General features: G+C 72.3%; 23 protein-coding genes. 14 read left to right on the top strand and 9 right to left on the bottom strand.

The window, feature by feature from the left end; translation table 11 throughout:
• Positions 1-37: 37 nt before the first annotated feature.
• On the bottom strand, positions 38-547 hold the full coding sequence (locus tag OG599_RS23930; RefSeq protein ID WP_327178027.1) for a MarR family winged helix-turn-helix transcriptional regulator: 510 nt from the start codon (positions 545-547) through the stop codon (positions 38-40).
• A gap of 287 nt (positions 548-834) precedes the next feature.
• Here OG599_RS23930 and OG599_RS23925 point away from each other — a divergent pair, with 287 nt between their 5' ends.
• Positions 835-1,875 carry a glycoside hydrolase family 6 protein gene (locus OG599_RS23925; protein WP_327178026.1) on the top strand — a complete coding sequence of 347 codons (1,041 nt, stop codon included), beginning with the start codon at positions 835-837 and terminating at the stop codon, positions 1,873-1,875.
• 101 nt (positions 1,876-1,976) lie between these two features.
• Here OG599_RS23925 and OG599_RS23920 read toward each other — a convergent pair whose 3' ends face one another.
• The 4 genes from OG599_RS23920 to OG599_RS23905 all read right to left on the bottom strand — a co-directional run bounded on the left by OG599_RS23920 (position 1,977) and on the right by OG599_RS23905 (position 6,623).
• Positions 1,977-3,935: a galactose oxidase early set domain-containing protein gene (locus OG599_RS23920; RefSeq protein WP_327178025.1), complete on the bottom strand. Its 1,959-nt coding sequence runs from the start codon at positions 3,933-3,935 to the stop codon at positions 1,977-1,979.
• A gap of 3 nt (positions 3,936-3,938) precedes the next feature.
• Positions 3,939-5,777: a glycosyltransferase family 2 protein gene (locus tag OG599_RS23915; RefSeq protein ID WP_327178024.1), complete on the bottom strand. Its 1,839-nt coding sequence runs from the start codon at positions 5,775-5,777 to the stop codon at positions 3,939-3,941.
• 205 nt (positions 5,778-5,982) lie between these two features.
• Positions 5,983-6,276 carry an MTH1187 family thiamine-binding protein gene (locus tag OG599_RS23910; RefSeq protein ID WP_327178023.1) on the bottom strand — a complete coding sequence of 98 codons (294 nt, stop codon included), beginning with the start codon at positions 6,274-6,276 and terminating at the stop codon, positions 5,983-5,985.
• Positions 6,273-6,623 (bottom strand): DUF3817 domain-containing protein, encoded by a 351-nt coding sequence (locus OG599_RS23905; protein ID WP_327178022.1) that lies wholly within the window; start codon positions 6,621-6,623, stop codon positions 6,273-6,275. The genes OG599_RS23910 and OG599_RS23905 overlap by 4 nt, the downstream gene beginning before the upstream one ends.
• A 209-nt stretch (positions 6,624-6,832) precedes the next feature.
• Here OG599_RS23905 and OG599_RS23900 point away from each other — a divergent pair, with 209 nt between their 5' ends.
• The 4 genes from OG599_RS23900 (at position 6,833) to OG599_RS23885 (ending at position 9,574) form a co-directional block, all read left to right on the top strand.
• A complete protein-coding gene (locus tag OG599_RS23900) occupies positions 6,833-7,465 on the top strand; it encodes an AIM24 family protein (RefSeq protein ID WP_327180166.1) in 633 nt (210 codons plus the stop codon).
• A complete protein-coding gene (locus OG599_RS23895) occupies positions 7,465-8,115 on the top strand; it encodes an AIM24 family protein (RefSeq protein ID WP_327178021.1) in 651 nt (216 codons plus the stop codon). The genes OG599_RS23900 and OG599_RS23895 overlap by 1 nt, the downstream gene beginning before the upstream one ends.
• Positions 8,112-8,897, top strand: coding sequence for an AIM24 family protein (locus tag OG599_RS23890; protein WP_327178020.1), 786 nt, complete (start codon positions 8,112-8,114; stop codon positions 8,895-8,897). The genes OG599_RS23895 and OG599_RS23890 overlap by 4 nt, the downstream gene beginning before the upstream one ends.
• A gap of 200 nt (positions 8,898-9,097) precedes the next feature.
• Positions 9,098-9,574: a MarR family winged helix-turn-helix transcriptional regulator gene (locus OG599_RS23885; RefSeq protein WP_327178019.1), complete on the top strand. Its 477-nt coding sequence runs from the start codon at positions 9,098-9,100 to the stop codon at positions 9,572-9,574.
• A 46-nt stretch (positions 9,575-9,620) separates the two neighbouring features.
• On the opposite strand, the gene meaB is transcribed toward OG599_RS23885, so the two are convergent.
• Entirely contained in the window at positions 9,621-10,583 is a 963-nt protein-coding gene (gene meaB, locus OG599_RS23880; RefSeq protein WP_327178018.1) for a methylmalonyl Co-A mutase-associated GTPase MeaB, read from the bottom strand.
• A 55-nt stretch (positions 10,584-10,638) separates the two neighbouring features.
• Entirely contained in the window at positions 10,639-11,844 is a 1,206-nt protein-coding gene (locus tag OG599_RS23875; protein ID WP_327178017.1) for an acetyl-CoA C-acetyltransferase, read from the bottom strand.
• Positions 11,845-11,982: 138 nt separating this feature from the next.
• Between OG599_RS23875 and mce the strand changes: the two genes are divergently transcribed.
• The 7 genes from mce to OG599_RS23840 all read left to right on the top strand — a co-directional run bounded on the left by mce (position 11,983) and on the right by OG599_RS23840 (position 21,761).
• Entirely contained in the window at positions 11,983-12,411 is a 429-nt protein-coding gene (mce, locus tag OG599_RS23870) for a methylmalonyl-CoA epimerase (RefSeq protein ID WP_327178016.1), read from the top strand.
• 164 nt (positions 12,412-12,575) lie between these two features.
• A complete protein-coding gene (gene scy, locus OG599_RS23865) occupies positions 12,576-16,376 on the top strand; it encodes a polarized growth protein Scy (protein WP_327178015.1) in 3,801 nt (1,266 codons plus the stop codon).
• A 241-nt stretch (positions 16,377-16,617) separates the two neighbouring features.
• Entirely contained in the window at positions 16,618-17,556 is a 939-nt protein-coding gene (locus OG599_RS23860; protein ID WP_266709183.1) for a cellulose-binding protein, read from the top strand.
• An 87-nt stretch (positions 17,557-17,643) separates the two neighbouring features.
• Positions 17,644-18,687: an ATP-binding cassette domain-containing protein gene (locus OG599_RS23855; protein WP_327178014.1), complete on the top strand. Its 1,044-nt coding sequence runs from the start codon at positions 17,644-17,646 to the stop codon at positions 18,685-18,687.
• A 3-nt stretch (positions 18,688-18,690) separates the two neighbouring features.
• Positions 18,691-19,470, top strand: coding sequence for an ABC transporter permease (locus OG599_RS23850; protein ID WP_327178013.1), 780 nt, complete (start codon positions 18,691-18,693; stop codon positions 19,468-19,470).
• Between the two features lie 147 nt (positions 19,471-19,617).
• Positions 19,618-20,862, top strand: a complete 1,245-nt coding sequence (locus OG599_RS23845; protein WP_327178012.1) for an ABC transporter ATP-binding protein — start codon at positions 19,618-19,620, stop codon at positions 20,860-20,862.
• Complete coding sequence (locus tag OG599_RS23840; RefSeq protein WP_327178011.1) at positions 20,859-21,761, top strand: ABC transporter permease subunit; 903 nt, start codon at positions 20,859-20,861, stop codon at positions 21,759-21,761. Before OG599_RS23845 ends, OG599_RS23840 begins: the two co-directional genes overlap by 4 nt.
• A 28-nt stretch (positions 21,762-21,789) precedes the next feature.
• Here the strand turns inward: OG599_RS23840 and OG599_RS23835 are convergent, their stop codons facing one another.
• Positions 21,790-22,119, bottom strand: a complete 330-nt coding sequence (locus OG599_RS23835) for an ATP/GTP-binding protein (RefSeq protein WP_327178010.1) — start codon at positions 22,117-22,119, stop codon at positions 21,790-21,792.
• 295 nt (positions 22,120-22,414) lie between these two features.
• Here OG599_RS23835 and OG599_RS23830 point away from each other — a divergent pair, with 295 nt between their 5' ends.
• On the top strand, positions 22,415-23,455 hold the full coding sequence (locus tag OG599_RS23830) for an LLM class flavin-dependent oxidoreductase (RefSeq protein WP_327178009.1): 1,041 nt from the start codon (positions 22,415-22,417) through the stop codon (positions 23,453-23,455).
• Between the two features lie 107 nt (positions 23,456-23,562).
• On the opposite strand, the gene OG599_RS23825 is transcribed toward OG599_RS23830, so the two are convergent.
• Positions 23,563-23,955, bottom strand: coding sequence for an SCO5389 family protein (locus OG599_RS23825; protein WP_266709169.1), 393 nt, complete (start codon positions 23,953-23,955; stop codon positions 23,563-23,565).
• A gap of 262 nt (positions 23,956-24,217) precedes the next feature.
• On the opposite strand from OG599_RS23825, the gene nucS reads away from it, so the two are divergent.
• Positions 24,218-24,889, top strand: a complete 672-nt coding sequence (gene nucS, locus OG599_RS23820; RefSeq protein ID WP_327178008.1) for an endonuclease NucS — start codon at positions 24,218-24,220, stop codon at positions 24,887-24,889.
• Positions 24,890-25,037 lie beyond the last annotated feature (148 nt).

Raw genomic sequence — 25,037 nt, 5'->3', positions numbered from 1 at the left:
GACCGCGCGGACCCCGGGCACACGGCCCGGGTGTCGCTCAGGCGTCCTCGAAGTCCCGCGCGGCGACCCGCAGCGGCCGGAGCATCGCGAAGATCTCCCCGCACTCCTCGGCGTCGTACGCGCCCAGCCCGAAGTCCATCGCCATCAGCTCCTCGGTGGCCGCCTCGACCACATCGCGGCCCTTGTCCGTGATGGAGGCGAGCGTGCCGCGGCCGTCGTTGGGGTTGGGGCGCTTGTCGACCAGGCCCGACTTCACCAGCCGGTCCACGGTGTTGGTGACGGAGGTCGGGTGCACCATCAGGCGCTCGCCGATCTTCGACATCGGCAGCTCACCCTCCTTGGAGAAGGTGAGCAGCACCAGCGCCTCGTAGCGGGCGAACGTCAGCCCGTACGGTTTCACCACCGCGTCGACCTCCGCGAGGAGGATCTGCTGCGCCCTCATGATCGAGGTGATCGCCTGCATGGACGGCACGGGTCCCCAGCGCTGCTGCCAGAGCTCGTCGGCGCGGGCGATGGGGTCGAAGGGAAGGCTGAGCGGCTTCGGCACAGCCCCGACCTTACCCACTGGTCACATCGCGGCGGGTGCCGTCTCGGAGTTCGGTACCGAATATGCGTACGGAAAGATCCGGCCGCCCGCGAACGCCCGAACGGGGATGGTTTGCGGGGCACGCGGTTGACGCACGGGGGCGGCCGGTGTCGCAGCACCACGCTCCGTGACCGATATGCCAGGATCGACCGTATCTCTGTACCGCGCGAGGCCGCCGCACGGGCGCGCCTCGCCCATGTGTACCGCTTCGTGCCCGTACCCGTTGAGCCACCGTCCGAGGGGGCTGGATGTCCGGCCGCAGGATCTTGCCCGTCGTCTCCGCCGCCGTGGCCGTGTCGGCCGCCCTCGCGGTGGGCTGCTCGTCCCCGGGGACACCGTCCGGGGGCGGCGGGGACCCCACCGCGAGCGCGGTAGACGCCGTCCGGGGCGGATCGGCGCCCGGCACCGGGTCCTCCCCCTACTGGGTGGACCCGGAGAGCGACGCCGCCCGTCAGGTCCGCGCCTGGAAGGAGGCGGGTCGCCTGGCGGACGCGAAGCTGCTGGAGCGGATCTCCACCCACCCGGTGGCCGACTGGCCCGCGGGCGACGACCCGGAACCGGACATCCGCACCGCCGTCGAGGGCGCCTCGGCCTCGCACCGGAGCGTGCTGCTCGTCGCGTACAACATCCCGCACCGCGACTGCGGCGCCTACTCGGCGGGCGGGGCGCCCGACGCGAACTCCTACCGGGCGTGGACGGAGCGGTTCGCGGGGGCGATCGGGGACGCCCCCGCCACGGTGGTCCTGGAGCCCGACGCCGTCGCGCACGTCGTGGACGGGTGCACCCCGCCGGAGAACCACGCCGAGCGGTTCGACCTGCTCTCCGGCGCGGTGGACACCCTCAAGGCCCGGCCGGGGACCAAGGTCTACCTGGACGCCGGGAACCCGGACTGGCTCGCCGACCCCGCCAAGCTGGTGGAGCCGCTCCACCGGGCGGGCATCGACCGGGCCGACGGCTTCTCGCTCAACGTCTCCAACTTCCAGACCGACGAGACGGTGAAGGCGTACGGGGCGCGGCTCTCCGCCCTCCTCGGCGGCGCGCACTACGTGATCGACAGCAGCCGCAACGGCCGCGGCCCGCTCTCCGGCGGCCGGTCGGAGGCCTGGTGCAACCCGCCGGGCCGGGCCCTGGGCACTCCCCCGACCACCGACACCGGGGACGAGCGGCTGGACGCGTACCTCTGGATCAAGCGGCCGGGCGACTCCGACGGCCCCTGCCGGGGCGGCCCGGCGGCCGGCGCCTGGTGGCCGGGTTACGCCCTCGGCCTCGCCCGCGCCGCCGGATCCTGAACGGACACCGCCGGATCCCTTGACGGTCCCGAACGCGCCCGCGCCTCCCGTACGACCCGAAAGCCCCGGTCGTACGGGAGGCGCGGGCGCGAGCAGGACTCTCAGCCGACCTTGACCCACTTCGCCACCGACGAGATGCCGTCGGAGTCCGTGACGAAGAGCATGTACCAGCCCGGCGGCACCAGGGTGCTGTCCCCCGGCACCGTCACGGTGATCCGGCCCTCCTCCCTGCGCAGTTCCAGGGCGATCGAGCGCTGCTCGACGTCGGTGGTGTGGGTGACGGCGCTCGGCCGCATCAGCCGGGCCGTCGCCGGACGGCCGCCGCCGGTCAGCGCGTAGGTGGCGGTCCCCCCGCGTGCCACCTCCTCCGGCCCGGCTCCGATCACCGGACGGTCGCCGGCCGCGCGGTGCAGCACGGCCGGGGTGAAGACCTCCATCCGCTGCTCGAACGTGCCCAGCTTGGTGTTGGCCTTGTCGCCGTAGAGCGAGTCGGAGCCGAAGGTCGCCACCCGTCCGTCGGGCAGCAGCAGCGCCTCCGAGTGGTAGTTCCGGCCGATGGTGGGAGCCGCCGCCTCGGTGAACTCGCCGGTCTTCGGGTCGTACGTCTGCGCCTTGAGGATGTTGCTGTCGCCGCGCCCCCGGTAGTCGCTCGAACCGCCGGTGGTGAAGACGGTGTCGTCCGGCATGATCACGCTGTTGAGGTAGCGGGTGCCCTGCGGCAGGTCGGGTCCCGGCTCGAAGACCGGGCTCTTCGCCTTGAGGTCGACGACCGCGGTGCGGGCGGTCGACACCGAGGACTCCCCCACCCCGCCGCCGCCGAGGATCATCACCTTCTGGTCCTGGACCGGGGGCAGCATCAGCGAGGATGCGGTCTCCGTGGCGTCGAAGTCCTTCAGCCCGCCGACCGCCTTGAAGGTGTTCTTCCGCAGGTCCCAGAGCCCGGCGGCGCGTCCCTTGTCCGCGGGGCCGTAACCGGCGTTGGCGCCCGGGTAGAAGAGCCTGCCGCCCTTGGTGAGGAAGAGGGCGGGGTAGGTCGGGAAGTAGCGGAACGGGCCCTTGGACCACTTCCTGGCCCCCTGGTCGTAGATCTCGGTGTCGCCGGAGATGATCTCGCCGACGTCGTCGAGCCCCGAGACGGCGAGCACCCTTCCGTCGCCGAGCCCGACGAGCGTCGGGTACCAGCGGGCCTGCTTCATCGGGTCGACCCTGATGTACTTCTCGGCCACCGCGTCGAACTCGTACGCCGACCGGATGCCCTGGAAGTCCTGCTTCTGCGTGGTGATCTTCTCGGCGAGGCCGTAGGCGTTGTCGGCGTCCCTGCCGGTGAGCCCCTCGATCTCGTACTGGGCGGACTCGGCGGTGACCGAGTCGGGGCCCGTCTCCACCGCCTCCACGAAGACCCGCTCCTCGCCGGCGGTCACCTTGCTCTTCCACGGCTTCATCCCGCCGTCCGCCCAGTACGTGACGGCGAAGCCGCGCTTGGCGGCCCGGGGCACGGTCACGTCGAAGAGGGAGCGGTACTCGACGCCCGAGGGAGAGCGGAAGACCGTGCCCTTCCTCAGGAACAGCGCCTTGTCCGGGTTCTCGTTCTTCACCCGCATCCCGCCGCCGGCCCGGCTCACCTCGCCGTCGAGCACCTCGTAGCGGGCGGTGCCGCCGGCCACCAGCAGGCGGCCGTCGGGGAGCTGGGCGTGGCCGCCGCAGAAGAAGTCCACCGGGGTGGGGACCTTCTCGAAGGTGTCGGCCACCGGGTCCCACAGGACCGTGTCGAACGTGCCCGCGTCGAAGTGCTGCTGGTTGTTGCCCGAGCCCGCGATGATCAGCACCTTGCCGGTGTGGAGCAGCGCCGCGTGGATGGCGTTGGTCCGGTACTCCTGCGGGATCTCGACCCGCTGCCAGGAGCCGTACCGCGCCTGGTAGCCGGGCTGGGCGATCTTGTACGCGTGGTAGTGGTCCTGGGCGAACGAGAGCGCCGCGGGGGCGTTGAGCCCCGCGAGCACCACGACGGCCCCGCTGCCGAGGACCGCCCTCCTGATGCGTCCGGTGGGCCGGTGGGCCATGGGTCAGTTCCCTCCTGCGGTGCTGCGCGCCGTCGTCCCGGCGGCGCTGTGGACGGGTTCGGCCGGGGTGGGGGCCGGGGCCTCGGTGGTGGTCGTGGTGATGAAGGTCGTCCCGTCGGGCAGCGGGTGCGGGGCGGGGTACCGGGCCGGGCGCCGGTCGGCCCGGGGCCGCGCGGGGCGCCGCCGGGTGTACGACCACACCGCGACCGGGGAGAGCGCGACGGCCAGCGCCAGCACGGCCCAGGTGCGCATCGCCGCGTGCGTGTGGTGCAGGGGTACGGACGCGGCGAGCGAGACCAGCAGTACGGCGGCCCAGAAGAGGTGGACGCGGAAGGTGAGGAGCCGGTCGGGGCTGGTGGCGCCCCCCTTGGGCGTGACGACGAAGCGCCCGTCGGTCCGCAGCACGGCGGCGCCGAGCGACTTCAGGTAGATCGGCGCGCAGAGGGCGGACATGGCCATGCCGGCGATGCCGCCCGAGCCCTCGGGTTCGTGCGGGGAGACGTTGTGGCGCCGGTTCCAGAGGTAGAGGCCGATCTGGAGGGCCGCCGCGTCGCTGTAGAGCATCAGCCAGAGGGAGGCGGAGACCTCGGTGCCGGAGGCGCCGAGCCAGAGGAAGAGCACGCAGCTGAAGATCCCGAGCAGCCAGTTGACGGCGGTCATCGGGTAGTAGACGAGCATCAGGGTGTAGCTGAGGAGCCGGCCCGGCGGGAGCCGGAACAGCCCCCCGGGGTACTGCCGCAGCAGCGTCTCGTACGTCCCGCGCGACCAGCGCAGCTGCTGGGTGAAGAAGTCGGTCCAGGAGGACGGGCCCTCGCCGACGGCCAGCACGTCCGGGGTGTAGACGGACCGCCAGTGGCGTCCGGTGAGGGGGTTGCGGCGGCGGTGGATCTCGAAGCCGGTCGCCATGTCCTCGGTGATCGAGTCGTACAGACCGCCGGCCTGTCGCAGCGCGGCGACGCGGACGACGTTGTTGGTGCCGACGAACATGGGCGCCCCGTAGCGATTCCCGGCGCGCTGGATCAGGGCGTGGAAGAGGAACTGCTGCGATTCGGCGGCCTTGGTGACGGCCGCGTCGTAGTTCCCGTAGACCTGCGGGCCCACGACGAAGGCGGTGTCGGGGTCGCGGAACCAGCCCAGCATCCGTTCCAGGAAGTCGGGCAGCGGGACGTGGTCGGTGTCGACGGAGGCGAAGAACGCGTAGGCGTCGCCGTGCGCGTCGAGCCAGGCGTTGTAGTTGCCGTGCTTGGTCTTGGCCCGGTGGGTCCCCTTCGGGCGGTTCCACTCGGGGACGCCGCGCCGGGTGAAGTGGCGGACGCCGAGCTCCGCGCAGAGCGCCCGGGCCGCCGGGTCGTCGCCCTCGTCGAGCAGCCAGACGTCCAGCGGTCCGTCGTGCCGGATCCGTACGGCGCCCCGGAGGGTGGCGCGGACCATGGAGAGGGGTTCCTTGCCCGGTACGTACGTGGTGACGAAGGCGACCCGGGTGCCGGGCTCGGGGACGACGGGCACCGGGTCCCTGGCGACCATCGTGGCGTGCGCGATGGAGACGACGTTGACGAGCATGAAGAGTTCGATCAGCGCGATGGAGACGAGCATCGCGGTGTCGGCGGCGACGAGCCACGGCTCGCCGTTCTCGCGGCGGGTCCAGTGCGTCGGCCAGACGAGGTAGAGCAGCAGCGCCCCGGTGAGCACCGGGGCGAGGGTCATCAGGAGGACGGCCCGGGTGCGCCGCTTCTCCGCCGCGAGGAGGCTCCGGTACCGCACCCGGTACTCGGGTCCCTCCGGTTCGGTGAGCGGACCCGCGAGCCGGCTGTGGGAGTCGTAGTCGTAGACCTCCGACCGCACCCTGCCTCCTATGTCGAACCGGTGTGTCTCCCCACATAAATGGATCTTCCGGAACGGGGCGACTCGGCAGGGCCGAGTGAGCGGTCGCGGACCGGGAACACCGGCGAGTCGCGGGCGTCCGGGGCCGGAACGCGAGGAGCCCCCCGCCGTGTTGTGGCGGGGGGCTCCTCGGGAGTGCGGGGTGGCGCGACTAGCGGACGGGGCGTCAGGTGGCCAAGTACCGTTCCACGGTCTCGACCTTGGAGGTGAGTCCGTCGGTGACGCCGGGTCGGATGTCGGCCTTCAGCACGAGGGAGACGCGTCCGGCGCGGGCCTCGACGGCGGCGACGGCTCGCTTGACGACGTCCATCACCTCGTCCCATTCGCCTTCGATCGAGGTGAACATGGCGTCGGTGCGGTTGGGCAGTCCGGACTCGCGGACGACGCGGACGGCGTCGGCGACGTGACTGCCGACGTCCTCGCCGACACCCAGCGGGGAGACCGAGAAGGCGACGATCATGCGTTCACCGTGCCTTCCCGGCGGGCGCGGGCGGCGATGACGCCGTCCGTCTCGTACCGCTTGAGGAGCTTGTCGCCGTAGAGCCCGCCGAACGGCAGGAGGCAGAGCACGAAGAAGAGGGCGACGCGCTTGACGGGCCACTTCGCCTTGATCCACACGTCGAGCAGGAAGAGGACGTAGATCACGAAGAGGATGCCGTGCAGGGCACCCAGCGGCATCATCAGGAAGTCGATGTCGGAGACGCGGCTGAGGATCGATCCGAAGATGATCAGGGCCGGGAAGGAGAGCGCCTCGGGGATCGAGATGAGGCGCAGCCGGTGCAGGGCGGTAGCGGTCTTGATGTCCACGAGGGCACCTTCGGTGGGAGGGTCGTCACGGCTTGTGAACGCGAGCACAAGCCGCCCCCATTGTGGCACCGCCCGCCCACCCCTCCTGCCCCGGGGGCGCGGGGGACGGACGGGGCGGGAGGGTCGGCACGGGTCCCGGTGGTGGTCCGTGATCCTTCCCCGGACACTGGCCCGGGCGGCTCGCGGGCGGCTACCGTCGGTCCGTGGCGATGTTCCGACTCCAAGGCAGCAAGACGCTCGCCGTCGATCTGACGGGCGATGCCGTCAAGGCGAAGAACGGCTCGATGGTCGCGTACGACGGCCGGATGGCGTTCAAGAAACTCTCCGGCGGCGGTGAGGGTCTGCGCGGCATGGTGACCCGCCGGCTGACCGGCGAACAGATGACGGTGATGGAGGTCCAGGGGCAGGGCACCTGCTATTTCGCCGACCGCGCGAGCGAGATCAACCTCGTCTCACTGCGGGGCGAGAAGCTCTGGGTGGAGGCGAGCAACCTGCTCTGCACGGACGCCGCCCTGCGTACCGGCACCACCTTCACCGGGCTGCGCGGCGGGGCCACGGGCAACGGCCTGTTCACCACCACCGTGGAGGGCACCGGGCAGGCGGCGATCATGTCGGACGGTTCGGCGGTGGTGCTCCGGGTGACCCCGCAGTACCCGCTGAACGTCGACCCCGGCGCCTACATCGCCCACCAGGGCAACCTCCAGCAGCACTTCCAGTCCGGGGTGAGCTTCCGCACCTTCATGGGCGAGGGCTCCGGGGAGTCGTTCCAGATCCGCTTCGAGGGCGAGGGACTCGTGTACGTGCAGCCCAGCGAGCGGAACACGGTCGGGGGCGACGTCTGATGCCGTTCCGTGAGATCAACTCGAAGATGGTCGAGGCGACGGTCGTCCCCGGCCAGAAGATGTACAGCCAGCGCGGCGCGATGCTCGCCTACCGGGGCGAGGTCTCCTTCACCCCGAACATCCAGGGCGGCCAGGGCGGGCTGATGTCGATGATCGGCCGGCGGGTGGCGAACGAGGCGACCCCGCTGATGACGGTGGAGGGCAGCGGCACCGTGATGTTCGGCCACGGCGGCCACCACATCCAGGTGATCAACCTCGCGGGCGACACCCTCTACGTCGAGGCCGACCGGCTGCTGGCGTTCGACGGGACGCTCCAGCAGGGCACGATGTTCATGGGCTCGCAGGGCGGGGTCATGGGGATGGTGCGCGGCCAGGTGACCGGGCAGGGCCTGTTCACCACGACCCTCAAGGGCCACGGCGCGGTGGCGGTGATGGCCCACGGCGGGGTGATCGAGCTGCCGATCACGCCCGGCCGCGAGGTGCACGTGGACCCGCAGGCGTACGTCGCGCACCACGGGGACGTGCGGAACAAGCTCTCCACCGCGCTCGGCTGGCGCGACATGGTGGGGCGCGGCTCGGGCGAGGCGTTCCAGCTGGAGCTGAGCGGCAGTGGTGCGGTGTACGTCCAGGCGTCGGAGGAGAAGCTGTGAGCACGCCCGTGATCTTCGATCCGATGACGCTGCCGTCGGACGACAACGTCAACGCCTACACCTTCTGCGTGGAGCTGAAGGGCGGTCAGTGGTTCCTCCAGAAGGGGAAGATGATCGCCTACTACGGGCGCATCGACTTCGACGGGGTGGGCAACGGCCGCTTCGACCGGCTGCTGCGGACGAGCTTCCACTCGCCGATGCACGCGAGCGACTGGGTGGTGGCCGAGGGCAGCGGCAAGATGCTCCTCGCGGACCGGGCCTTCGACGTCAACTCCTACGACCTCGACAACGGCAACCTGACGATCCGCTCCGGCAACCTGCTGGCCTTCCAGCCGTCGCTGGCGCTGAAGCAGTCGATCGTGCCGGGGTTCCTCACGCTGATCGGTACGGGGAAGTTCGTGGCGGCCTCGAACGGGCCGGTGGTCTTCATGGAGCCGCCGCTGCGGGTGGACCCGCAGGCGCTGGTCGGCTGGGCCGACTGCCCGTCCCCGTGCCACCACTACGACCACGGGTACATGCGGGGCGTGATGGGCGGGCTGCGGTCGCTGACGGGGATCGGCGGGACGTCCGGCGAGGAGCACCAGTTCGAGTTCGTCGGCGCGGGGACGGTGCTGCTGCAGTCGACCGAGGTGCTGATGGCGGAGCAGCCAGTGGGCGCGGTTCCGGTGGAGGCGGGGGTTCCGGGCGGGGGCCGCCCGGGTGTCCACGGCGGGGGTCAACCTGGGTCCGCACCCCGCCTCCCCGGCCAGCTGGGGGATCTCCAGCGTCGGTTCGGTTTGTGAGCGGTACTCTGCGGAGCGTGATTCCCAGGGGTACGCCCGGGGCCGGTTCTCCGCGCACCCGGAACGCGCGCCCGGAACGCCGCGCGGGCCGCGCGCGGCCCGGCCGTCGGCGGTGAGCGCCGACGGGAGTACCGGCGGGGAGTGCCCGGGGTCACACTCCCACTTCGTCCGGCTTTCAACTTCTTAGGTAGAATCCATATATGGAGACCGAGACGGCCACCCGCTGGCTGAGCGACGCGGAGCAGCGTGCCTGGCGCACCCACCTGGACGTCAGCAGACTGCTCACGCACCAGCTGGAGAGAGACCTCCAGCCGTTCGGCCTGACCATGAACGACTACGAGATCCTCGTCAACCTCTCCGAGGCCGAGGAGCAGCGCCTGCGGATGAGTGACCTCGCGTCGCTCACCCTGCAGTCCAAGAGCAGGCTCTCGCACCAGATCACCCGAATGGAGACCGCCGGGCTGGTCAAGCGCGAGAACTGCGAGTCGGACCGGCGCGGGCTCTTCGCGGTCCTCACCGACCTCGGCGGGGAGACGATGCGGAAGGTGGCGCCGTACCACGTCGCCTCCGTCCGCAAGCACTTCATGGACCTGCTGTCCCCCGAGGCGCTGGCCGAGCTGCACGCGGCCCTCACCCCGATCGCGGACCATCTGCGCGGACGGCGCGGCAGGCCGTAGGCCGTGTGTGCCGGGGCGGCCCGCACGCCGCCCCGGCACGAACCCCTCAGCGCGCGGCCGCGGTGACCCCCGCGACCAGTTCGTCGGCCGCGCCGTACGGGTCGAGCCGGCCCGCCACGATGCGCTCCGCCAGCGCTTCGAGCCGCCGGTCGCCGTGCAGGTCGGCGATCCGCTCGCGCAGGGCGGTCACCGCGATCGTCTCCACCTCCCGGGCCGCCCGCGCGGTGCGCCGGGCCGCCAGCACCCCGTGCTCCTCCATCCACGCCCGGTGCCTCTCCAGCGCCTCGACCAGCTCGTCGACGCCCTGCCCCCGGGCCGCCACGGTCTTCACGATCGGGGGCCGCCAGTCGCCCGGCCCCCGGGACTCCCCGAGGCCGAGCATGTGGTTCAGCTCCCTGGCGGTGGCGTCCGCGCCGTCCCGGTCCGCCTTGTTGACCACGTACACGTCGCCGATCTCCAGGATTCCGGCCTTCGCCGCCTGGATGCCGTCGCCCATGCCCGGCGCGAGCATCACCACCGAGGTGTCGGCCTGCGAGGCGATCTCCACCTCGGACTGGCCCACCCCGACCGTCTCCACCAGCACCACGTCGCACCCGGCCGCGTCCAGTACCCGGACGGCCTGCGGCGCCGAGCGGGCGAGGCCGCCCAGATGGCCCCGGGTCGCCATGGACCGGATGTAGACGCCGGGGTCCGAGGCGTGGTCCGACATCCGCACCCGGTCCCCCAGCAGCGCCCCGCCGGAGAACGGCGACGACGGGTCGACCGCGAGCACCCCGACCCGCTTCCCGGCCTTCCGGTACGCGGCGACCAGCGCCGAGGTGGAGGTGGACTTGCCGACCCCCGGCGAGCCGGTCAGCCCGACGACGTACGCGTGCCCCGCCAGCGGGGCCAGCGCGGCCATCACCTCGCGCAGCTGCGGCGAGGCCCCCTCCACCAGCGAGATGAGCCGGGCGACGGCTCGGGGCCTGCCCTGCCGTGCCTGTTCGACCAGGGTGGGGACGTCCACCATCACCGCTCCGTTCCTTCCCACCGCGCGTGCCGTGCCGCCGTGCGGGGCACCCCTTCTACTTGCCCGGTACGCGGATGATCAGCGCGTCGCCCTGACCGCCGCCGCCGCAGAGCGCCGCCGCACCGGTACCGCCGCCGCGCCGCTTCAGCTCCAGCGCCAGGTGGAGCACCACGCGGGCGCCGGACATCCCGATCGGGTGGCCGAGCGCGATGGCCCCGCCGTTGACGTTGACCTTCTCCGAGGTGATGCCGAGGTCCTTCATGGACTGCACGGCGACCGCCGCGAACGCCTCGTTGATCTCCACCAGGTCCAGGTCGTCGACGGTGAGCCCGTCCTTCTTCAGGGCGTGCCGGATGGCGTTGGACGGCTGGGACTGGAGCGAGTTGTCCGGGCCGGCCACATTGCCGTGGGCGCCGATCTCGGCGAGCCAGTCGAGCCCCAGCTCCTGGGCCTTCGCCTTGCTCATCACCACGACCGCGGCGGCGCCGTCCGAGATCTGCGAGGAGGAACCGGCGGTGATCGTGCCGTCCTTGGCGAAGGCGGGGCGGAGCCTGCCGAGCGACTCGGCGGTCGTCCCGGGGCGGATGCCCTCGTCCTCGGAGAAGAGCACCGGGTCGCCCTTGCGCTGCGGGATCTCGACCGGGGTGATCTCGGCCTCGAAGAGACCGTTCTCGCGGGCGGCGGCGGCGCGCTGGTGGGAGAGGGCGGCGACCACGTCCTGCTCGGCGCGCTCCAGGCCGAGGCGGGTGTTGTGCTTCTCGGTCGACTCCCCCATCGCGATGTTCTCGAAGGCGTCGGTCAGGCCGTCGTACGCCATCGCGTCGAGCATCTCGATCGCGCCGTACTTGTACCCCTCGCGGGACTTCGGCAGCAGGTGCGGGGCGTTGGTCATCGACTCCTGGCCGCCGGCCACCACCACGTCGAACTCACCGGCGCGGATCAGCTGGTCCGCCAGCGCGATGGCGTCGAGCCCGGAGAGGCACACCTTGTTGACGGTGAGCGCGGGGACGTTCATCGGGATGCCCGCCTTGACGGCCGCCTGCCGGGCCGGGATCTGGCCCGCGCCGGCCTGGAGCACCTGGCCCATGATCACGTACTCGACCTGGTCGCCGCCGATGCCGGCCCGGTCCAGCGCCGCCTTGATGGCGAAGCCGCCGAGGTCCGCGCCGGAGAAGGTCTTCAGGGAGCCGAGCAGCCGGCCCATGGGCGTCCGGGCGCCCGCGACGATCACTGAGGTGGTGGTACCTGTCGTTCCTGACATGGGCACGGCCCCTAAGAGGTGAGGGTTTGTTTACGAGGGTTAACCCGAATGTACTGAGCACCCCACGCCCCGTCATCCGGCAGCGTGTGTGATCGCGCGCACCTTGCCAATACCCCGCCCGGGCGCTGCACTGGTCCCATGCTGACGCGAATCGACCACATCGGGATCGCCTGTTTCGACCTGGACAGGACGGTGGAGTTCTACCGCTCCACCTACGGCTTCGAAGTCCACCACACCGAGGTCAACGAAGAGCAGGGCGTACGCGAGGCCATGCTGAGGATCAACGGCACCTCCGACGGCGGGGCCTCCTACCTCCAGCTGCTGGAACCGACCCGGCCCGACTCGGCGGTCGGCAAGTGGCTGGCGAAGAACGGCGAGGGCGTCCACCACATCGCCTTCGGCACCGAGGACGTGGACCAGGACTCCTCGGACATCCGCGAGAAGGGGGTCCGGGTCCTCTACGACGAGCCCCGCACCGGCTCCATGGGCTCCCGGATCACCTTCCTCCACCCGAAGGACTGCCACGGGGTCCTCACCGAACTGGTCACGTCCCGGACGGAGCACTGACCGCCGGATACCCGGCCCGGTAGAGTGGGCCGTTCCGGGCCGGGGCCGGGTCGGGGCCGTCATGACGTCCCTGTCGATTGTCTGTCACCATTCCCCGGGGGACCGCTCGCCGGCGGGCGGTCCTGTATGGAGAGTTGCGACCAGGGGACGGATGGGACCGCGCAGTGCGGGGCTACGAACGCCAGGAGAGCCACCGAGCTGAAGACGACCACCTCTCGCGGTTCGAAGCCGAGATGGACCGGCTGAAGACCGACCGGGAGAAGGCCGTCCAGCACGCCGAGGACCTCGGTTACCAGGTCGAGGTCTTGCGAGCCAAGCTGCACGAGGCGCGGCGCAGTCTCGCGACGCGTCCCGCCTACGGCGGCGCCGACCTGGGATACCAGGCCGAGCAAGTGCTCCGCGACGCCCAGGCCCAGGCCGAGCAACTGCGCGCCGACGCCGAACGCGAACTCCGCGACGCCCGGGCGCAGACCCAGCGCATCCTCCAGGAGCACGCGGAGCACCAGGCCCGGCTCCAGGCCGAACTCCACAACGAGGCGGTCCAGCGCCGCCAGCGCCTCGACCAGGAGCTGGCCGAGCGCCGGCAGACCGTCGAGGCCCACGTCAACGAGAACGTCGCCTGGGCCGAGCAGTTGCGCGCCCGTACGGAGTCCCAGGCCCGCCGGCTCATGGAGGAGTCGCGCGCCGAGGCCGAGCAGTCCGTGAACGCCGCCCGCAGCGAGGCCGCCCGGGTCGCCGAGGAGACCCGCCAGCGGCTCGGCTCCGAGGCCGAGACCTCCCGCGCCGAGGCCGAGGCGATCCTGCTGCGCGCCCGCCGGGACGCCGAGCGGATGCTGAGCACCGCCGCGGGCCAGGCGCAGGAGGCCACCCAGCACGCCGAGAACCTGCGGTCCACCACCACCGCCGAGGCCGACCGGGCCCGTCGGCAGGCCACCGAACTCCAGCGCGCCGCCGAGCAGCACGCCCAGGAGGCCGAGACCCGGCTGCGCGAGGCGCGGCTGGAGGCGGAGAAGCTGCTCTCCGAGGCGAAGGAGTCCGCGTCGAAGACGCTGGCCGGCGCCGAGTCGCAGAACGAACAGCGCACCCGCACCGCCAAGTCGGAGATCGCCCGCCTCGTCGGCGAGGCCACCAAGAACGCCGAGACGCTGAAGGAAGAGGCCGAGCGGTCCCTGGCCGACGCCCGCGCCGAGGCCGAGCGGCTCCTCGCGGAGGCGGCCGAGAAGGCGCGTACGGCGGCTGCCGAGGACACCGCCGCCCAGCTCGCGAAGGCCGCCCGCAGCGCCGAGGAGGTGCTGACCAAGGCGTCCGAGGACGCGTCGTCCACCACCCGCGCCGCGGCCGAGGAGGCCGAGCGCGTCCGCCGCGAGGCGGAGGCCGAGGCGGACCGGCTGCGCAGCGAGGCCGCCGAGCAGGCCGACCAGCTCAAGGGCGCCGCCGAGGAGGGCACCAAGGAGTACCGGGCCAAGACGGTCGAGCTCCAGGAGGAGGCCCGCCGGCTGCGCGGCGAGGCCGAGCAGCTGCGTTCCGAGGCGGTCGCCGAGGGCGAGCGCATCCGGGGCGAGGCCCGCCGGGAGGCCGTCCAGCAGATCGAGGAGGGGGCCCGCACCGCCGAGGAGCTGCTGACCAAGGCGAGGACGGACGCCGAGGAGCTGCGCGCCTCCGCCACCACCGAGAGCGACCGGGTCCGCACCGAGGCGGGCGAGCGCGCGACGGCCGTGCGCAAGCAGGCCGAGGAGTCGCTGGAGCGCGCCCGCGCCGAGGCCGAGACCGCGCGCACCGAGGCCGAGGAGCAGGCGGAGTCCACGAAGACGGCGGCCGAGGAGGCCGCCGCCGAGCTCCGCGCCGAGACCGAGCGCCAGGTGGCCGCCCGCGCCGAGGAGGCCGCGGCCGAGCTGGACCGGCTGCGCACCGACGCCGAGACCCGGGTCGCCAACGCCGAGGTGGCCCTCGGCACGGCGCGTACGGAGGCGGAGCGCATCCGCCGCGAGACGGCCGAGGAGTCCGAGCGGCTGCGCGGCGAGGCCGCCGAGCGGCTGCGCACCCTCCAGGAGCAGGCCGAGGCGGAGGCGCAGCGGCTGCGCGACGAGGCCGCGGCCGACGCGGCGCAGTCGCGTGCGGAGGGCGAGACCGTCGCCGTACGGCTGCGCGGCGAGGCGGCCGCCGAGGCGGAGCGCCTCAAGTCCGAGGCGCAGGAGACGGCCGACCGGGTGCGGGCCGAGGCGGCTGCCGCCGCCGAGCGCGTCGCCACCGAGGCGGCCGAGGCGCTGGAGGCCGCCCAGGAGGAGGCCAACCGGCGCCGCCGCGCGGCCGAGGAGACCCTGGAGGCCGCACGGTCCGAGGCCGGGCAGGAGCGCGAGCGGGCCCGGGAGCAGAGCGAGGAGCTCCTCGCGTCCGCCCGTACGCGGGTCGAGGAGGCGCAGAGCGAGGCGCAGCGGCTCGTCGGGGAGGCGGAGAGCCGGTCGGCGGAGATGGTCGCCGCCGCCGAGCAGACCGCCCAGCAGGTGCGCGACGCGGTCGCCGGGCTGCACGAGCAGGCCGAGACGGAGATCGCCGCGCAGCGCACGGCCGCCGAGCAGGAGGCCGCGCGGACGCGGACCGAGGCGAGCGAGGAGGCGGACCGGCTGCGCGCCGACGCCGCCGCCGAGCGGGAGCGGGCCGGCGAGGACGCCAACCGCGTCCGCCGGGTCGCGGCCGAGGAGTCGGACGCGGCGAAGGCGCTCGCCGAACGGACCGTCACCGACGCGATCGCGGAGGCCGAGCGGCTGCGCGCGGAGGCCTCGGAGTACAGCCAGCGGGTGCGTACCGAGGCGTCCGACGCCCTCGCCGCCGCCGAGCGCGACGCCGCGCGGTCGCGGGCGGAGGCCCGCGAGGACGCCAACCGCATGCGGTCGGACGCGGCGACGCAGGCCGACCGGCTGGTCGCGGAGGCGACGTCCGAGGGCGAGCGGATCTTCCAGGAGGCGACCGACTCGTCGAACCAGCTCGTCGGCGAGGCCACGACGGAGGCCGAGCGGCGGCGGTCGGAGGCGGCGCAGACCCTGGCCTCGGCGCAGGAGCACGCGGCCCGCACCCGCGAGGAGGCGGCCCAGCTGCGGACCGACGCGGAGGAGGCGTCCGAGAAGCTGCTGGCCGACGCCCGCGAGGAGGCCGACCGCGCGCTGGACGAGGCGCGCCAGGCGGCGGCCAAGCGCCGGGCGGACGCGGCCGAGCAGGCGGACCAGCTGATCAACAAGGCGCGCGAGGAGGCTCTGCGGACGGCCACCGAGTCGGAGGCGCAGGCCGACACCATGGTCGACGCCGCCCGCAAGGAGGCCGTCCGGATCACCTCGGAGGCCACCGTCGAGGGCAACACCCTGGTGGAGCGGGCGCGTACGGACGCCGACGAGCTGCTGGTCGGCGCGCGGCGCGACGCGACCGCCACCCGGGAGCGCGCGGAGGAGCACCGCACCCGGACGGAGGCCGAGGTCGAGGAGCTGCACGAGCGGGCCCGCCGGGAGACCTCCGAGCAGATGAAGACGGCCGGCGAGCGGGTCGACCATCTGATGAAGGTCGCGACCGAGCAGCGCGACGAGGCCGAGAAGAAGGCCAAGGAGCTGCTGTCGGACGCGAATTCGGAGGCCGGCAAGGTCCGGATCGCGGCGGTCAAGCGCGCGGAGTCCCTGCTCAAGGAGGCGGAGGCCAAGAAGGCCGAGCTCATCCGCGAGGCGGAGAAGCTGCGGGCCGAGGCGGAGGCCGAGGCGAAGCGTACGGTGGACGAGGGACAGCGCGAACTCGACGTCCTCGTGCGCAGGCGCGCGGACATCAATACGGAGATCTCCCGTGTCCAGGACGTGCTGGAGGCGTTGGAGTCTTTCGAGGTCCCGGCAGGGGGCGGGAAGACCTCCGGCGGAGGCACCCTGGGGGCCGGCATCAAGGCCGCGGCCGGCGCGGGCACCCGGGCGGGCGGCAAGCAGACGGAGGGCTGAGGGGCGTTCCCGGCGGCACGCGCCGGGGGCGACGGGGACGGTCGCGGGAGGAGGGAGTCGGGTCGGGCGCTCACGCCCGGACAGTGGTCCCGCCGTACCGGGGAGTGATCATCGCTCCACGGACCGGCCACCCGAAAGAGGTGTCATTCTCCAGATCAAACTGGTATCTCCACGCTGACACGCCGCTTTGGCCCCTAGGATTCCCTCTATCACCTCACCGGTCTCATTCGACAGGAAACCCATGAGCGACCCCTCTTCCCCCTTCGGCTTCGAGCTCGTGCGACGTGGTTACGACCGCGGTCAGGTGGACGACCGCATCACCAAGCTCGTCGCCGACCGTGACAGTGCGCTGGCGCGCATCACCTCCCTGGAGAAGCGCATCGAGGAGCTCCACCTCGAGACGCAGAACGCCCAGGCCCAGGTGAGCGACGCCGAGCCCTCGTACGCCGGCCTCGGTGCCCGCGTCGAGAAGATCCTCCGCCTCGCCGAGGAGGAGGCCAAGGACCTGCGTGAAGAGGCCCGCCGCGCGGCCGAGCAGCACCGCGAGCTGGCCGAGTCGGCCGCCCAGCAGGTGCGCAACGACGCGGAGAACTTCGCCGCCGAGCGGAAGGCGAAGGCGGAGGACGACGGGGTCCGCATCGTCGACAAGGCCAAGGGCGAGGCGACCACGCTGCGCACCGAGGCGCAGAAGGACGCGCAGCAGAAGCGCGAGGAGGCGGACGCCCTCTTCGAGGAGACCCGCGCCAAGGCCGCCCAGGCCGCCGCGGACTTCGAGACCAACCTGGCGAAGCGCCGCGACCAGTCGGAGCGCGACCTCGCGTCCCGTCAGGCCAAGGCCGAGAAGCGTCTGGCGGAGATCGAGCACCGCGCCGAGCAGCTCCGCCTGGAGGCCGAGAAGCTCCGTACGGACGCCGAGCGCCGGGCCCGCCAGACGGTGGAGACCGCGCAGCGCCAGTCCGAGGACATCGTGGCCGACGCGAACGCCAAGGCCGACCGCATCCGCAGCGAGTCGGAGCGCGAGCTGGCGGCGCTCACCAACCGCCGCGACTCGATCAACGCCCAGCTGACCAACGTCCGCGAGATGCTGGCGACGCTGACCGGTGCGGCCGTGGCCGCCGCCTCCTCCCCGGTGGACGACGAGCCCGCCACCCGTGGTGTCCCGGCCCAGCAGACCCGCTGACGCCCTCTCACCCTCCGGCCCACCTCCGTGCGCCCGGTTCCGCCCTTGTGGTGGCGCCGGGCGCGCGGCCGTTCTAGCGTGAACCGCATGATCGAGCTCGAAGGACTGACCAAGCGCTACGGCCAGAAGGTCGCCGTCGACGCGTTGTCCTGCCGGATCAGACCGGGGATGGTCACCGGCTTCCTCGGCCCGAACGGCGCGGGCAAATCCACCACGATGCGGATGATGCTCGATCTGGACAACCCGACCAGCGGTTCGGTGCGCATCGACGGCCGGCGGTACCGGGAGCTGGACGAGCCGCTGAAGTACATCGGGGCGCTGCTCGACGCGAAGTCGATGCACGGCGGCCGGAGCGCGTACAACAACCTGCTCTGTCTGGCCCAGAGCAACCGCATCCCCTCGTCGCGGGTGGCGGAGGTGCTGGACACGGTCGGGCTGAGCGCGGTGGCGAAGAAGAAGTCGAAGGGCTTCTCCCTCGGCATGGGCCAGCGGCTCGGGATCGCCTCGGCGCTGCTGGGCGATCCGCAGATCCTGATGTTCGACGAGCCGGTGAACGGTCTCGACCCCGAGGGCATCCACTGGATCCGGAACCTGATGCGGTCGCTCGCCGCCGAGGGCCGGACGATCTTCGTCTCCTCGCACCTGATGAGCGAGATGGCGCTGACGGCGGACCATCTGATCGTGATCGGCCAGGGGCGGCTGCTCGCCGACACCTCGATGGCGGACTTCATCCACCAGAACTCACGGAGTTTCGTCCGGCTGCGCTCCCCGGAGCAGGAACGGCTGCGCGACGTGCTCGCCGCCGGGGGCTTCACCCCCGTGGAGGCGGGGAACGGCACCCTGGAGGTCGACGGCGCGACCAGCGAGCAGCTCGGTGAGCTGGCCGCCCGCCATCAGCTCGTCCTCCACGAACTGAGCCCGCAACGGGCCTCGTTGGAGGAGGCGTTCATGCAGATGACGGCGGGCTCGGTGGAGTACCACGCGCACGGCGACGTCGACGGCGCGCTCGGCGGGGGCGCGGTTCCCCCGGCGGCGGCCGGCGGGCCCGGGCAGGCGCCGGGGGGCTGGGGCGCCGGCTGGAACGACCCCGCCGGCGGCGCCGGTTCCCGTACCGACGGCAAGGGGGTGTGACCGATGGCATCGGTACCCGCGGTCCTGACCTCCGAGTGGACGAAGATCCGTACGGTCTCCTCCACCACCTGGACGCTCATCGCGGCGTTCGTCGTCACGGTGGCCATGGGGGCCGCCCTGAGCGCGCTGTTCAAGTCGCGGTTCGACGACCTCTCGGCCACCGAACGGGCCACCTTCGACCCGACCTTCGTCAGCTTCTCCGGGATGATCCTCGGTCAGCTCGCGATGGTCGTCTTCGGCGTGCTGGTGGTCGGTACGGAGTACAGCTCCGGGATGATCCGCACCTCGCTGGCGGCCGTGCCCCGGCGCGGCACGCTCCTCTTCAGCAAGATCGCCGTGGCCGGGGCGCTGGCCCTGGTCGTCGGGCTGATCACCAGCTTCCTCACCTTCCTCCTCGGGCAGGCGCTCCTCGGTGACCACGGCACGGACCTCGGCGCGGACAACGTGCTGCGCGCGGTGGTCGGCGGCGGCCTCTACATGGGGCTCATCGCGGTCTTCTCGATGGGCGTGGCCGCGATGCTGCGGAGCTCGATGCTCTCGCTGGGCATCCTGATGCCCTTCTTCTTCCTCGTGTCGCAGATCCTCTCCTCGGTGCCGGGCGCCAAGACGGTGGCCCGGTACTTCCCGGACCAGGCGGGCTCCAAGATCATGCAGGTGGTGCCGGACGCGATGGGCAGCGACGAGGCGCCTTACGGGCCCTGGGGCGGGCTCGGCATCATGGTGATCTGGGTGGTCGCGGCGCTGGTGGGCGGCTACCTCGTGCTCCGGGAGCGGGACGCGTAGCGCTTTCGTCCGGATCGTCCCCGGGGTGGCGCGGATCTGCGGTCCCTTCGCCGGAACCGTCCGGGCCTGGTTATCCTCCTCACTCATACGGGGGCGTGCGGCCGAGCGGGCCGGGCCCCGACGACGGATGAGTCGATGGGGCTGGGAATGATCGAGGCAGTCGGCCTGACCAAGCGTTACGGCGCACAGACGGCCGTGGAGGACCTCTCCTTCCGGATCAGGCCGGGGATGGTCACGGGCTTCCTCGGCCCGAACGGATCGGGCAAGTCCACCACCATGCGGATGATGCTCGGGCTCGACCGGCCGACCGCCGGCCATGTGACGATCGGCGGCCACCCCTACCCGAGCCTGCCGAACGCGCCGCGCCAGGTGGGCGCGCTGCTGGACGCGAAGGCGGTGCACGGCGGGCGCAGCGCCCGCAACCACCTGCTGTCGCTGGCCCAGCTGGCGGGCATCCCGGCCGCGCGGGTCGACGAGGTGCTCGGCGTGGTGGGTCTGCGGGAGGTGGCCGGCCGGCGCTCCAGGGGCTACTCGCTGGGGATGGGGCAGCGGCTCGGCATCGCGGCGGCGCTGCTGGGCGATCCGCAGGTGCTGCTCTTCGACGAGCCGGTCAACGGCCTCGACCCCGAGGGCATCCTCTGGGTCCGCAACCTGATGAAGTCGCTCGCGGCCGAAGGCCGTACGGTCTTCGTCTCCAGCCACCTGATGAGCGAGATGGCGCTGACGGCGGACCATCTGATCGTGATCGGGCGGGGCAGGCTCCTCTCCGACATGAGCGTCAAGGAGTTCATCTCCGTCAACTCCGCGGACTTCGCGCGGATCAGGGTGGCCGAGGACGCGCCGGAGCCGCGCGAGAAGCTGACCGCCGCGCTGGCGGAGGCGGGCGGGCGGGTCCTCTCGGAGCCGGACGGGGCGCTGCGGGTGACCGGGCTGCCGCTGCCGAGGATCAGCGATCTCGCGCACGGGGCGGACGTGCGGCTCTGGGAGCTGTCGCCGCACCAGGCGTCCCTGGAGGAGGCGTACATGCGGATGACGCAGCACGTCGTGGACTACCGTTCGACGGATGACGCGAAGGCGGGGCTCCGGCCGCCCACGCCCCCGTACACCGTCCCCCAGCCCGACCAGGGCGCCGCCCCGTACGGACAGCAGCCGCAGGGGTGGGCGCAGCAGTGGTACGCACCGGCGCCGCCCGGCCAGAACCCGTACGCCTCCGCTCAAGCGGCCGCGCCCGGCCCGGTCGCCCACGCCGCGGTCGCCCCGGTCGCCGCACCCGTACAGGCCGTGCCGGCGCCGGCCTCTCCCGCCCCGGCCACCGCCGCGCCGGCGCAGCCCGCGCCGGCGCAGCCCGCGCCCGCCTCCGCCGAGCAGAAGACCAGCGAGGACCCCCGATGACGACGCCGGCCACACCGCCGCTCCCCCAGGCCCACCCGCAGCCCGAGCCGGGACCGGCCTTCCACGGGGCGCCCGCCCCCGGTGGGGCTCCGCAGCTCAGCTTCTACGTCTCGCCGATCCCGGTCCGCCCGGCCACCTTCGGCGACGCGCTCGCCTCCGAGTGGACGAAGATCCGCTCGGTGCGCTCCACGATGTGGACGCTCGGCACCATGGTCGCGCTGCTGATGGGCATCGGGATGCTCGTCGCCTTCGGGGTGAACGCGGCGAGCGACACCGGTGCCGAGGCCGACTCGGACGTGCTGGCTCTCGGCTTCTTCGGGGTGCTGCTCGGCTCGATCTGCGTGATCACGCTCGGCGTGCTGACCATCGCGTCGGAGTTCGGCACCGGCATGATCCGTACGACGCTGACGGCGTGCCCGAGCCGGAGCCGGGTGCTCACGGCGAAGGCGGTCGTCTTCTTCCTGCTGGTCTTCGTCCTCACCACGGTGACGACGACCGTCGTCGCCATGCTCCAGACGGCCGTCCTCGGCGGGGGCTCCGCCGCCTCGGGCGCCGACTGGCTGCGGGCCACGGTCGGGGTCGGGCTCTACACCGGGCTGCTGGGGCTGCTCTCGCTCGGGGTCGGCACGATCGTCCGGCACTCGGCGGGAGCGATCACCATCATGATCGGTGTGGTGCTGCTGCCGCTGGTGCTGGCCCTCTTCATGGCCGTGGAGCAGCTGAACCGGCTCCGGGAGTTCCTCTTCGAGTACTCCATCCCCAGCCAGATCGCCGCGCTCTACGACTCCTCGGTCTCCGGTTCCGGCCCGTCCGGCTGGGACTCGGTGGCGATCATGTTCCTGCTGACCGCCGTCGTGTTCGGCGGCGCCCACCTGGCGCTGAACCGCCGCGACGTCTGACGCGCCGCCGCCGGGCGCTCCTGGAGAGTCAGTGGCGCGGGGCGTTCCGGGACCGCTGCACCCGTGTGGTGCGGCGGTCCTTCGCGTTCCAGCACGCCTTGTGCCAGTGGCGCCGGTCGTCGATGCCGCCGTACTCGGGCCACGCCACCAGATGCGGGACGCCGGACGGGATCTCCTGGTCGCAGCCGGGGCAGCGGTACCGCTTGCCCTGCGCGCTCGCGCCGGCCACCGGGCGCACCGACCACTCCTCGCCCTGCCACTCCTCGGTGGCCGCGCCGCCGCCGTACCGGTCCCCCGTCACGCTCGCGTCGGTGGACGGGCTCTCGCCGCCCTTGGGGCGGTTTCGGCGCGGTGACACGGGACACCTCACGGGGGTGTGCGGGGACAGGGACTTCCAGCCTAAGGGGGCCGAGGGGTCGCACGCGGTGTGCGGGGGTCGCACGCGGACCCTGTGCGGACCGGGCGGCGCCGCGATACGGACGCGCACCCGTCCGGGACGTACGCGCACCCGCGCATGACCGGCCCGGACGCGGGCACCGGAGGTGGTTACCGGAAAATCGCAACAATTTCTCCCGTGGCCCGTGCCTTTGGCACGTGTCAGGCGTTGTTGCCAGTAGGGGAAAACCGCGTCGGCCGCAAGGAGGCAGAAGGCGATGCGCGTGGGAACGTTCGTACTGGCAGCACAGTTCCCGGGTCAGGGACAGGGCGAGGCCCTGCACCGGGCGATCCGGTCCGCCGAGGTGGCGGAGGAGTCGGGGCTCGACTCCGTGTGGCTGGCGGAGCACCATTTCGTGCCGTACGGGGTCTGCCCCTCGGCCGTGACGCTGGCCGCGCTGCTGCTCGGCCGCACCCGCAGAATCCATGTCGGCACGGCGGTGAGCGTGCTGCCGACCCAGCACCCCGTCGCGCTCGGCGAACAGGCGGCGCTGCTCCACCTGACGACCGGCGGCCGGTTCAGCCTCGGGGTGGGCCGGGGCGGGCCGTGGGTGGACCTGGAGGTCTTCGGCGCGGGCCTGGAGGCGTACGACAGCGGCTTCCCCGAATCCCTGGACCTGCTGCTCGACTGGCTGCGCGAGCCCCGGGTGGCCGGGCGCGGAAGCCGCTACCCCTTCCGCGAGGTGGCGGTGGTGCCGCGCGCGGACGAACTGCTCGACGCGGACGGGGCGCCGAAGCCCGGCCCCGAGGTGATCGTGGCGTGCACCTCGCCGAAGACGGTGCGCCTCGCCGCGGAGAAGGCCCTGCCGATGCTGCTCGGGATGCACTGCGGCGACGAGGAGAAGGCGGACATGGTCGCGTTGTGGCGCCGCATCGCCCGGGAGGCCGGTCATCCGCCGGAGGTCGTCGCGGGGGCGGAACACGTCTCGGCGGGCGTGGCCCAGATCGGGGACTGCCAGGAGGACGCCGTGCAGACGCTGGTGAAGGCGATGCCGGAGTGGCTGCGGGACGGCCTGGGCAAGCATGTGACCGTCGACGGCCGCTACCGCGCGATGCGCGACCCGGTGGAGTACACCGAACTGCTCTGCGGGCTGCACCCGGTGGGGCCGCCCCGGTTCGCCGCCGACCGGCTCGCGGCCACGGCCGAGCGTACGGGCATCACCCGCTTCGCGCTCCTCTCCGAGGGGTCCGGCGACCTCGCGGCGACGGAGGAGAACCTGCGCCGGCTGGGCACCGAGGTGCTGCCGCTGCTGGCGTGAGGGGCGCGGCGAGGACCTGTCGGTGCGGTGGCACGGAACGCCGCCGCTCCGGAGCGGGACCGTCTCCCGGGGGCGCCGGACCCGGCCCGGAGCGGCGGCGGAGATGGTCAGCAGTCCCGGAGTTCGGGCGACTGGTTGAGCAACTGGCCTCTCACCGAGGTGAACTTGGCCAGCCGGTCGTCGACCGACGGGTCGAGCGGGAAGACCGCGACACGGTGGCAGTTCTGGAATGCCAGTCGCACTCCGAAGTGCCGCTGCAGGGCACCGCGTATCGCGTCACTCGCGAGCGCGCGCAGCAGCTGACCACGTGCCTGCTCGTTGGGCGGCGGCGTCTGGTTGTCGGCGAACTGTCCGCCGTCCACCTTCAGCTGGGCCACCAGTGAGCTGATCATCTCCCATGCGTAGGGCAGGGAGGTCCGGACGCAGTCGACGAAGTCGGCTTCGTCGACCTCGCCTCGCTCGGCCTGTTCCAAGAGGGCCGGTGAGACGTCGAGCGACATGGGTTCTCCTCTCGCGACCCCGGCGGGTGACCGGGGCCTTACGGGCACGGCAGAAGGACGGCGACGCAGCGTGCACACCCGGCGACCTCCTGCTTCCACGGTAAGGGCGCGGTCCGGGTCGCACCAGGAGAATGGGAACACAACCGGCCAACAACGAACCCGAGCAAAGAGGGGCAAGACCCTGTGCGCTCCGGCAGGGGCTGGAGTGGCTCAAGGGGTGCGAATCGCGCCGACCGCCCGTTGTCGAGTAGCGTTGCCGACCATGCGTCTCGTCATCGCCCGTTGCTCCGTCGACTACGCGGGCCGGCTCACCGCCCACCTGCCCTCCGCTCCCCGTCTGATCCTGGTGAAGGCGGACGGCAGCGTTTCGATCCACGCCGACGACCGGGCGTACAAACCGCTCAACTGGATGTCCCCGCCGTGCACTCTGAAGGAGGGCTCCGGCGACGACCAGGACGTCTGGACCGTGGTGAACAAGGCGGGCGAGAAGTTGATCATCACGATGGAGGAGATCCTCCACGACTCCTCGCACGAGCTCGGTGTCGATCCCGGCCTGATCAAGGACGGTGTGGAAGCGCACCTCCAGGAGCTGCTCGCCGACCGGATCGAGATCCTGGGCGAGGGCTACACCCTGATCCGCCGCGAATACCCCACCGCCATCGGCCCCGTGGACATCCTCTGCCGGGACGCCGAGGGCGCGACCGTGGCCGTGGAACTGAAGCGGCGCGGTGACATCGACGGCGTGGAACAGCTCACCCGTTATCTGGAACTGCTCAACCGCGATCCCCACCTGGCTCCGGTGCGCGGGGTCTTCGCGGCGCAGGAGATCAAGCCACAGGCGCGGGTTCTCGCCACCGACCGCAAGATCGGCTGCGTGGTCCTGGACTACGACGCGATGCGCGGCATCGAGGACGACAAACTGCGACTGTTCTGATTTTCCACCCTCCCGTGCCGAGCGCGGACGACCGGACGGCTTGATCGACAAGCCGTCCGGTTATCGATGTTTCGGGCGGCGTCGACTGACCGGAAAGCGCCATGTCGTCCGGAATTCGACATCTCGGTTTCCGGGCGGGGCGGTTCGG

It is taken from the genome of Streptomyces sp. NBC_01335, assembly GCF_035953295.1.
Taxonomy (GTDB): Bacteria; Actinomycetota; Actinomycetes; order Streptomycetales; family Streptomycetaceae; genus Streptomyces.
Note: the sequence above shows the minus strand (reverse complement) of the source record. Positions and strands in the feature narration are given on the sequence as shown.

Coding starts and splice junctions, on each gene's coding strand:
- OG599_RS23925 (WP_327178026.1), top strand. CDS start 835: ATGTCCGGCCGCAGGATCTTGCCCGTCGTCTCCGCCGCCGTGGCCGTG.
- OG599_RS23920 (WP_327178025.1), bottom strand. CDS start 3,935: ATGGCCCACCGGCCCACCGGACGCATCAGGAGGGCGGTCCTCGGCAGC.
- OG599_RS23910 (WP_327178023.1), bottom strand. CDS start 6,276: ATGATCGTCGCCTTCTCGGTCTCCCCGCTGGGTGTCGGCGAGGACGTC.
- OG599_RS23900 (WP_327180166.1), top strand. CDS start 6,833: ATGTTCCGACTCCAAGGCAGCAAGACGCTCGCCGTCGATCTGACGGGC.
- OG599_RS23895 (WP_327178021.1), top strand. CDS start 7,465: ATGCCGTTCCGTGAGATCAACTCGAAGATGGTCGAGGCGACGGTCGTC.
- OG599_RS23885 (WP_327178019.1), top strand. CDS start 9,098: ATGGAGACCGAGACGGCCACCCGCTGGCTGAGCGACGCGGAGCAGCGT.
- meaB (WP_327178018.1), bottom strand. CDS start 10,583: ATGGTGGACGTCCCCACCCTGGTCGAACAGGCACGGCAGGGCAGGCCC.
- OG599_RS23875 (WP_327178017.1), bottom strand. CDS start 11,844: ATGTCAGGAACGACAGGTACCACCACCTCAGTGATCGTCGCGGGCGCC.
- mce (WP_327178016.1), top strand. CDS start 11,983: ATGCTGACGCGAATCGACCACATCGGGATCGCCTGTTTCGACCTGGAC.
- OG599_RS23860 (WP_266709183.1), top strand. CDS start 16,618: ATGAGCGACCCCTCTTCCCCCTTCGGCTTCGAGCTCGTGCGACGTGGT.
- OG599_RS23855 (WP_327178014.1), top strand. CDS start 17,644: ATGATCGAGCTCGAAGGACTGACCAAGCGCTACGGCCAGAAGGTCGCC.
- OG599_RS23850 (WP_327178013.1), top strand. CDS start 18,691: ATGGCATCGGTACCCGCGGTCCTGACCTCCGAGTGGACGAAGATCCGT.
- OG599_RS23845 (WP_327178012.1), top strand. CDS start 19,618: ATGATCGAGGCAGTCGGCCTGACCAAGCGTTACGGCGCACAGACGGCC.
- OG599_RS23840 (WP_327178011.1), top strand. CDS start 20,859: ATGACGACGCCGGCCACACCGCCGCTCCCCCAGGCCCACCCGCAGCCC.
- OG599_RS23830 (WP_327178009.1), top strand. CDS start 22,415: ATGCGCGTGGGAACGTTCGTACTGGCAGCACAGTTCCCGGGTCAGGGA.
- OG599_RS23825 (WP_266709169.1), bottom strand. CDS start 23,955: ATGTCGCTCGACGTCTCACCGGCCCTCTTGGAACAGGCCGAGCGAGGC.
- nucS (WP_327178008.1), top strand. CDS start 24,218: ATGCGTCTCGTCATCGCCCGTTGCTCCGTCGACTACGCGGGCCGGCTC.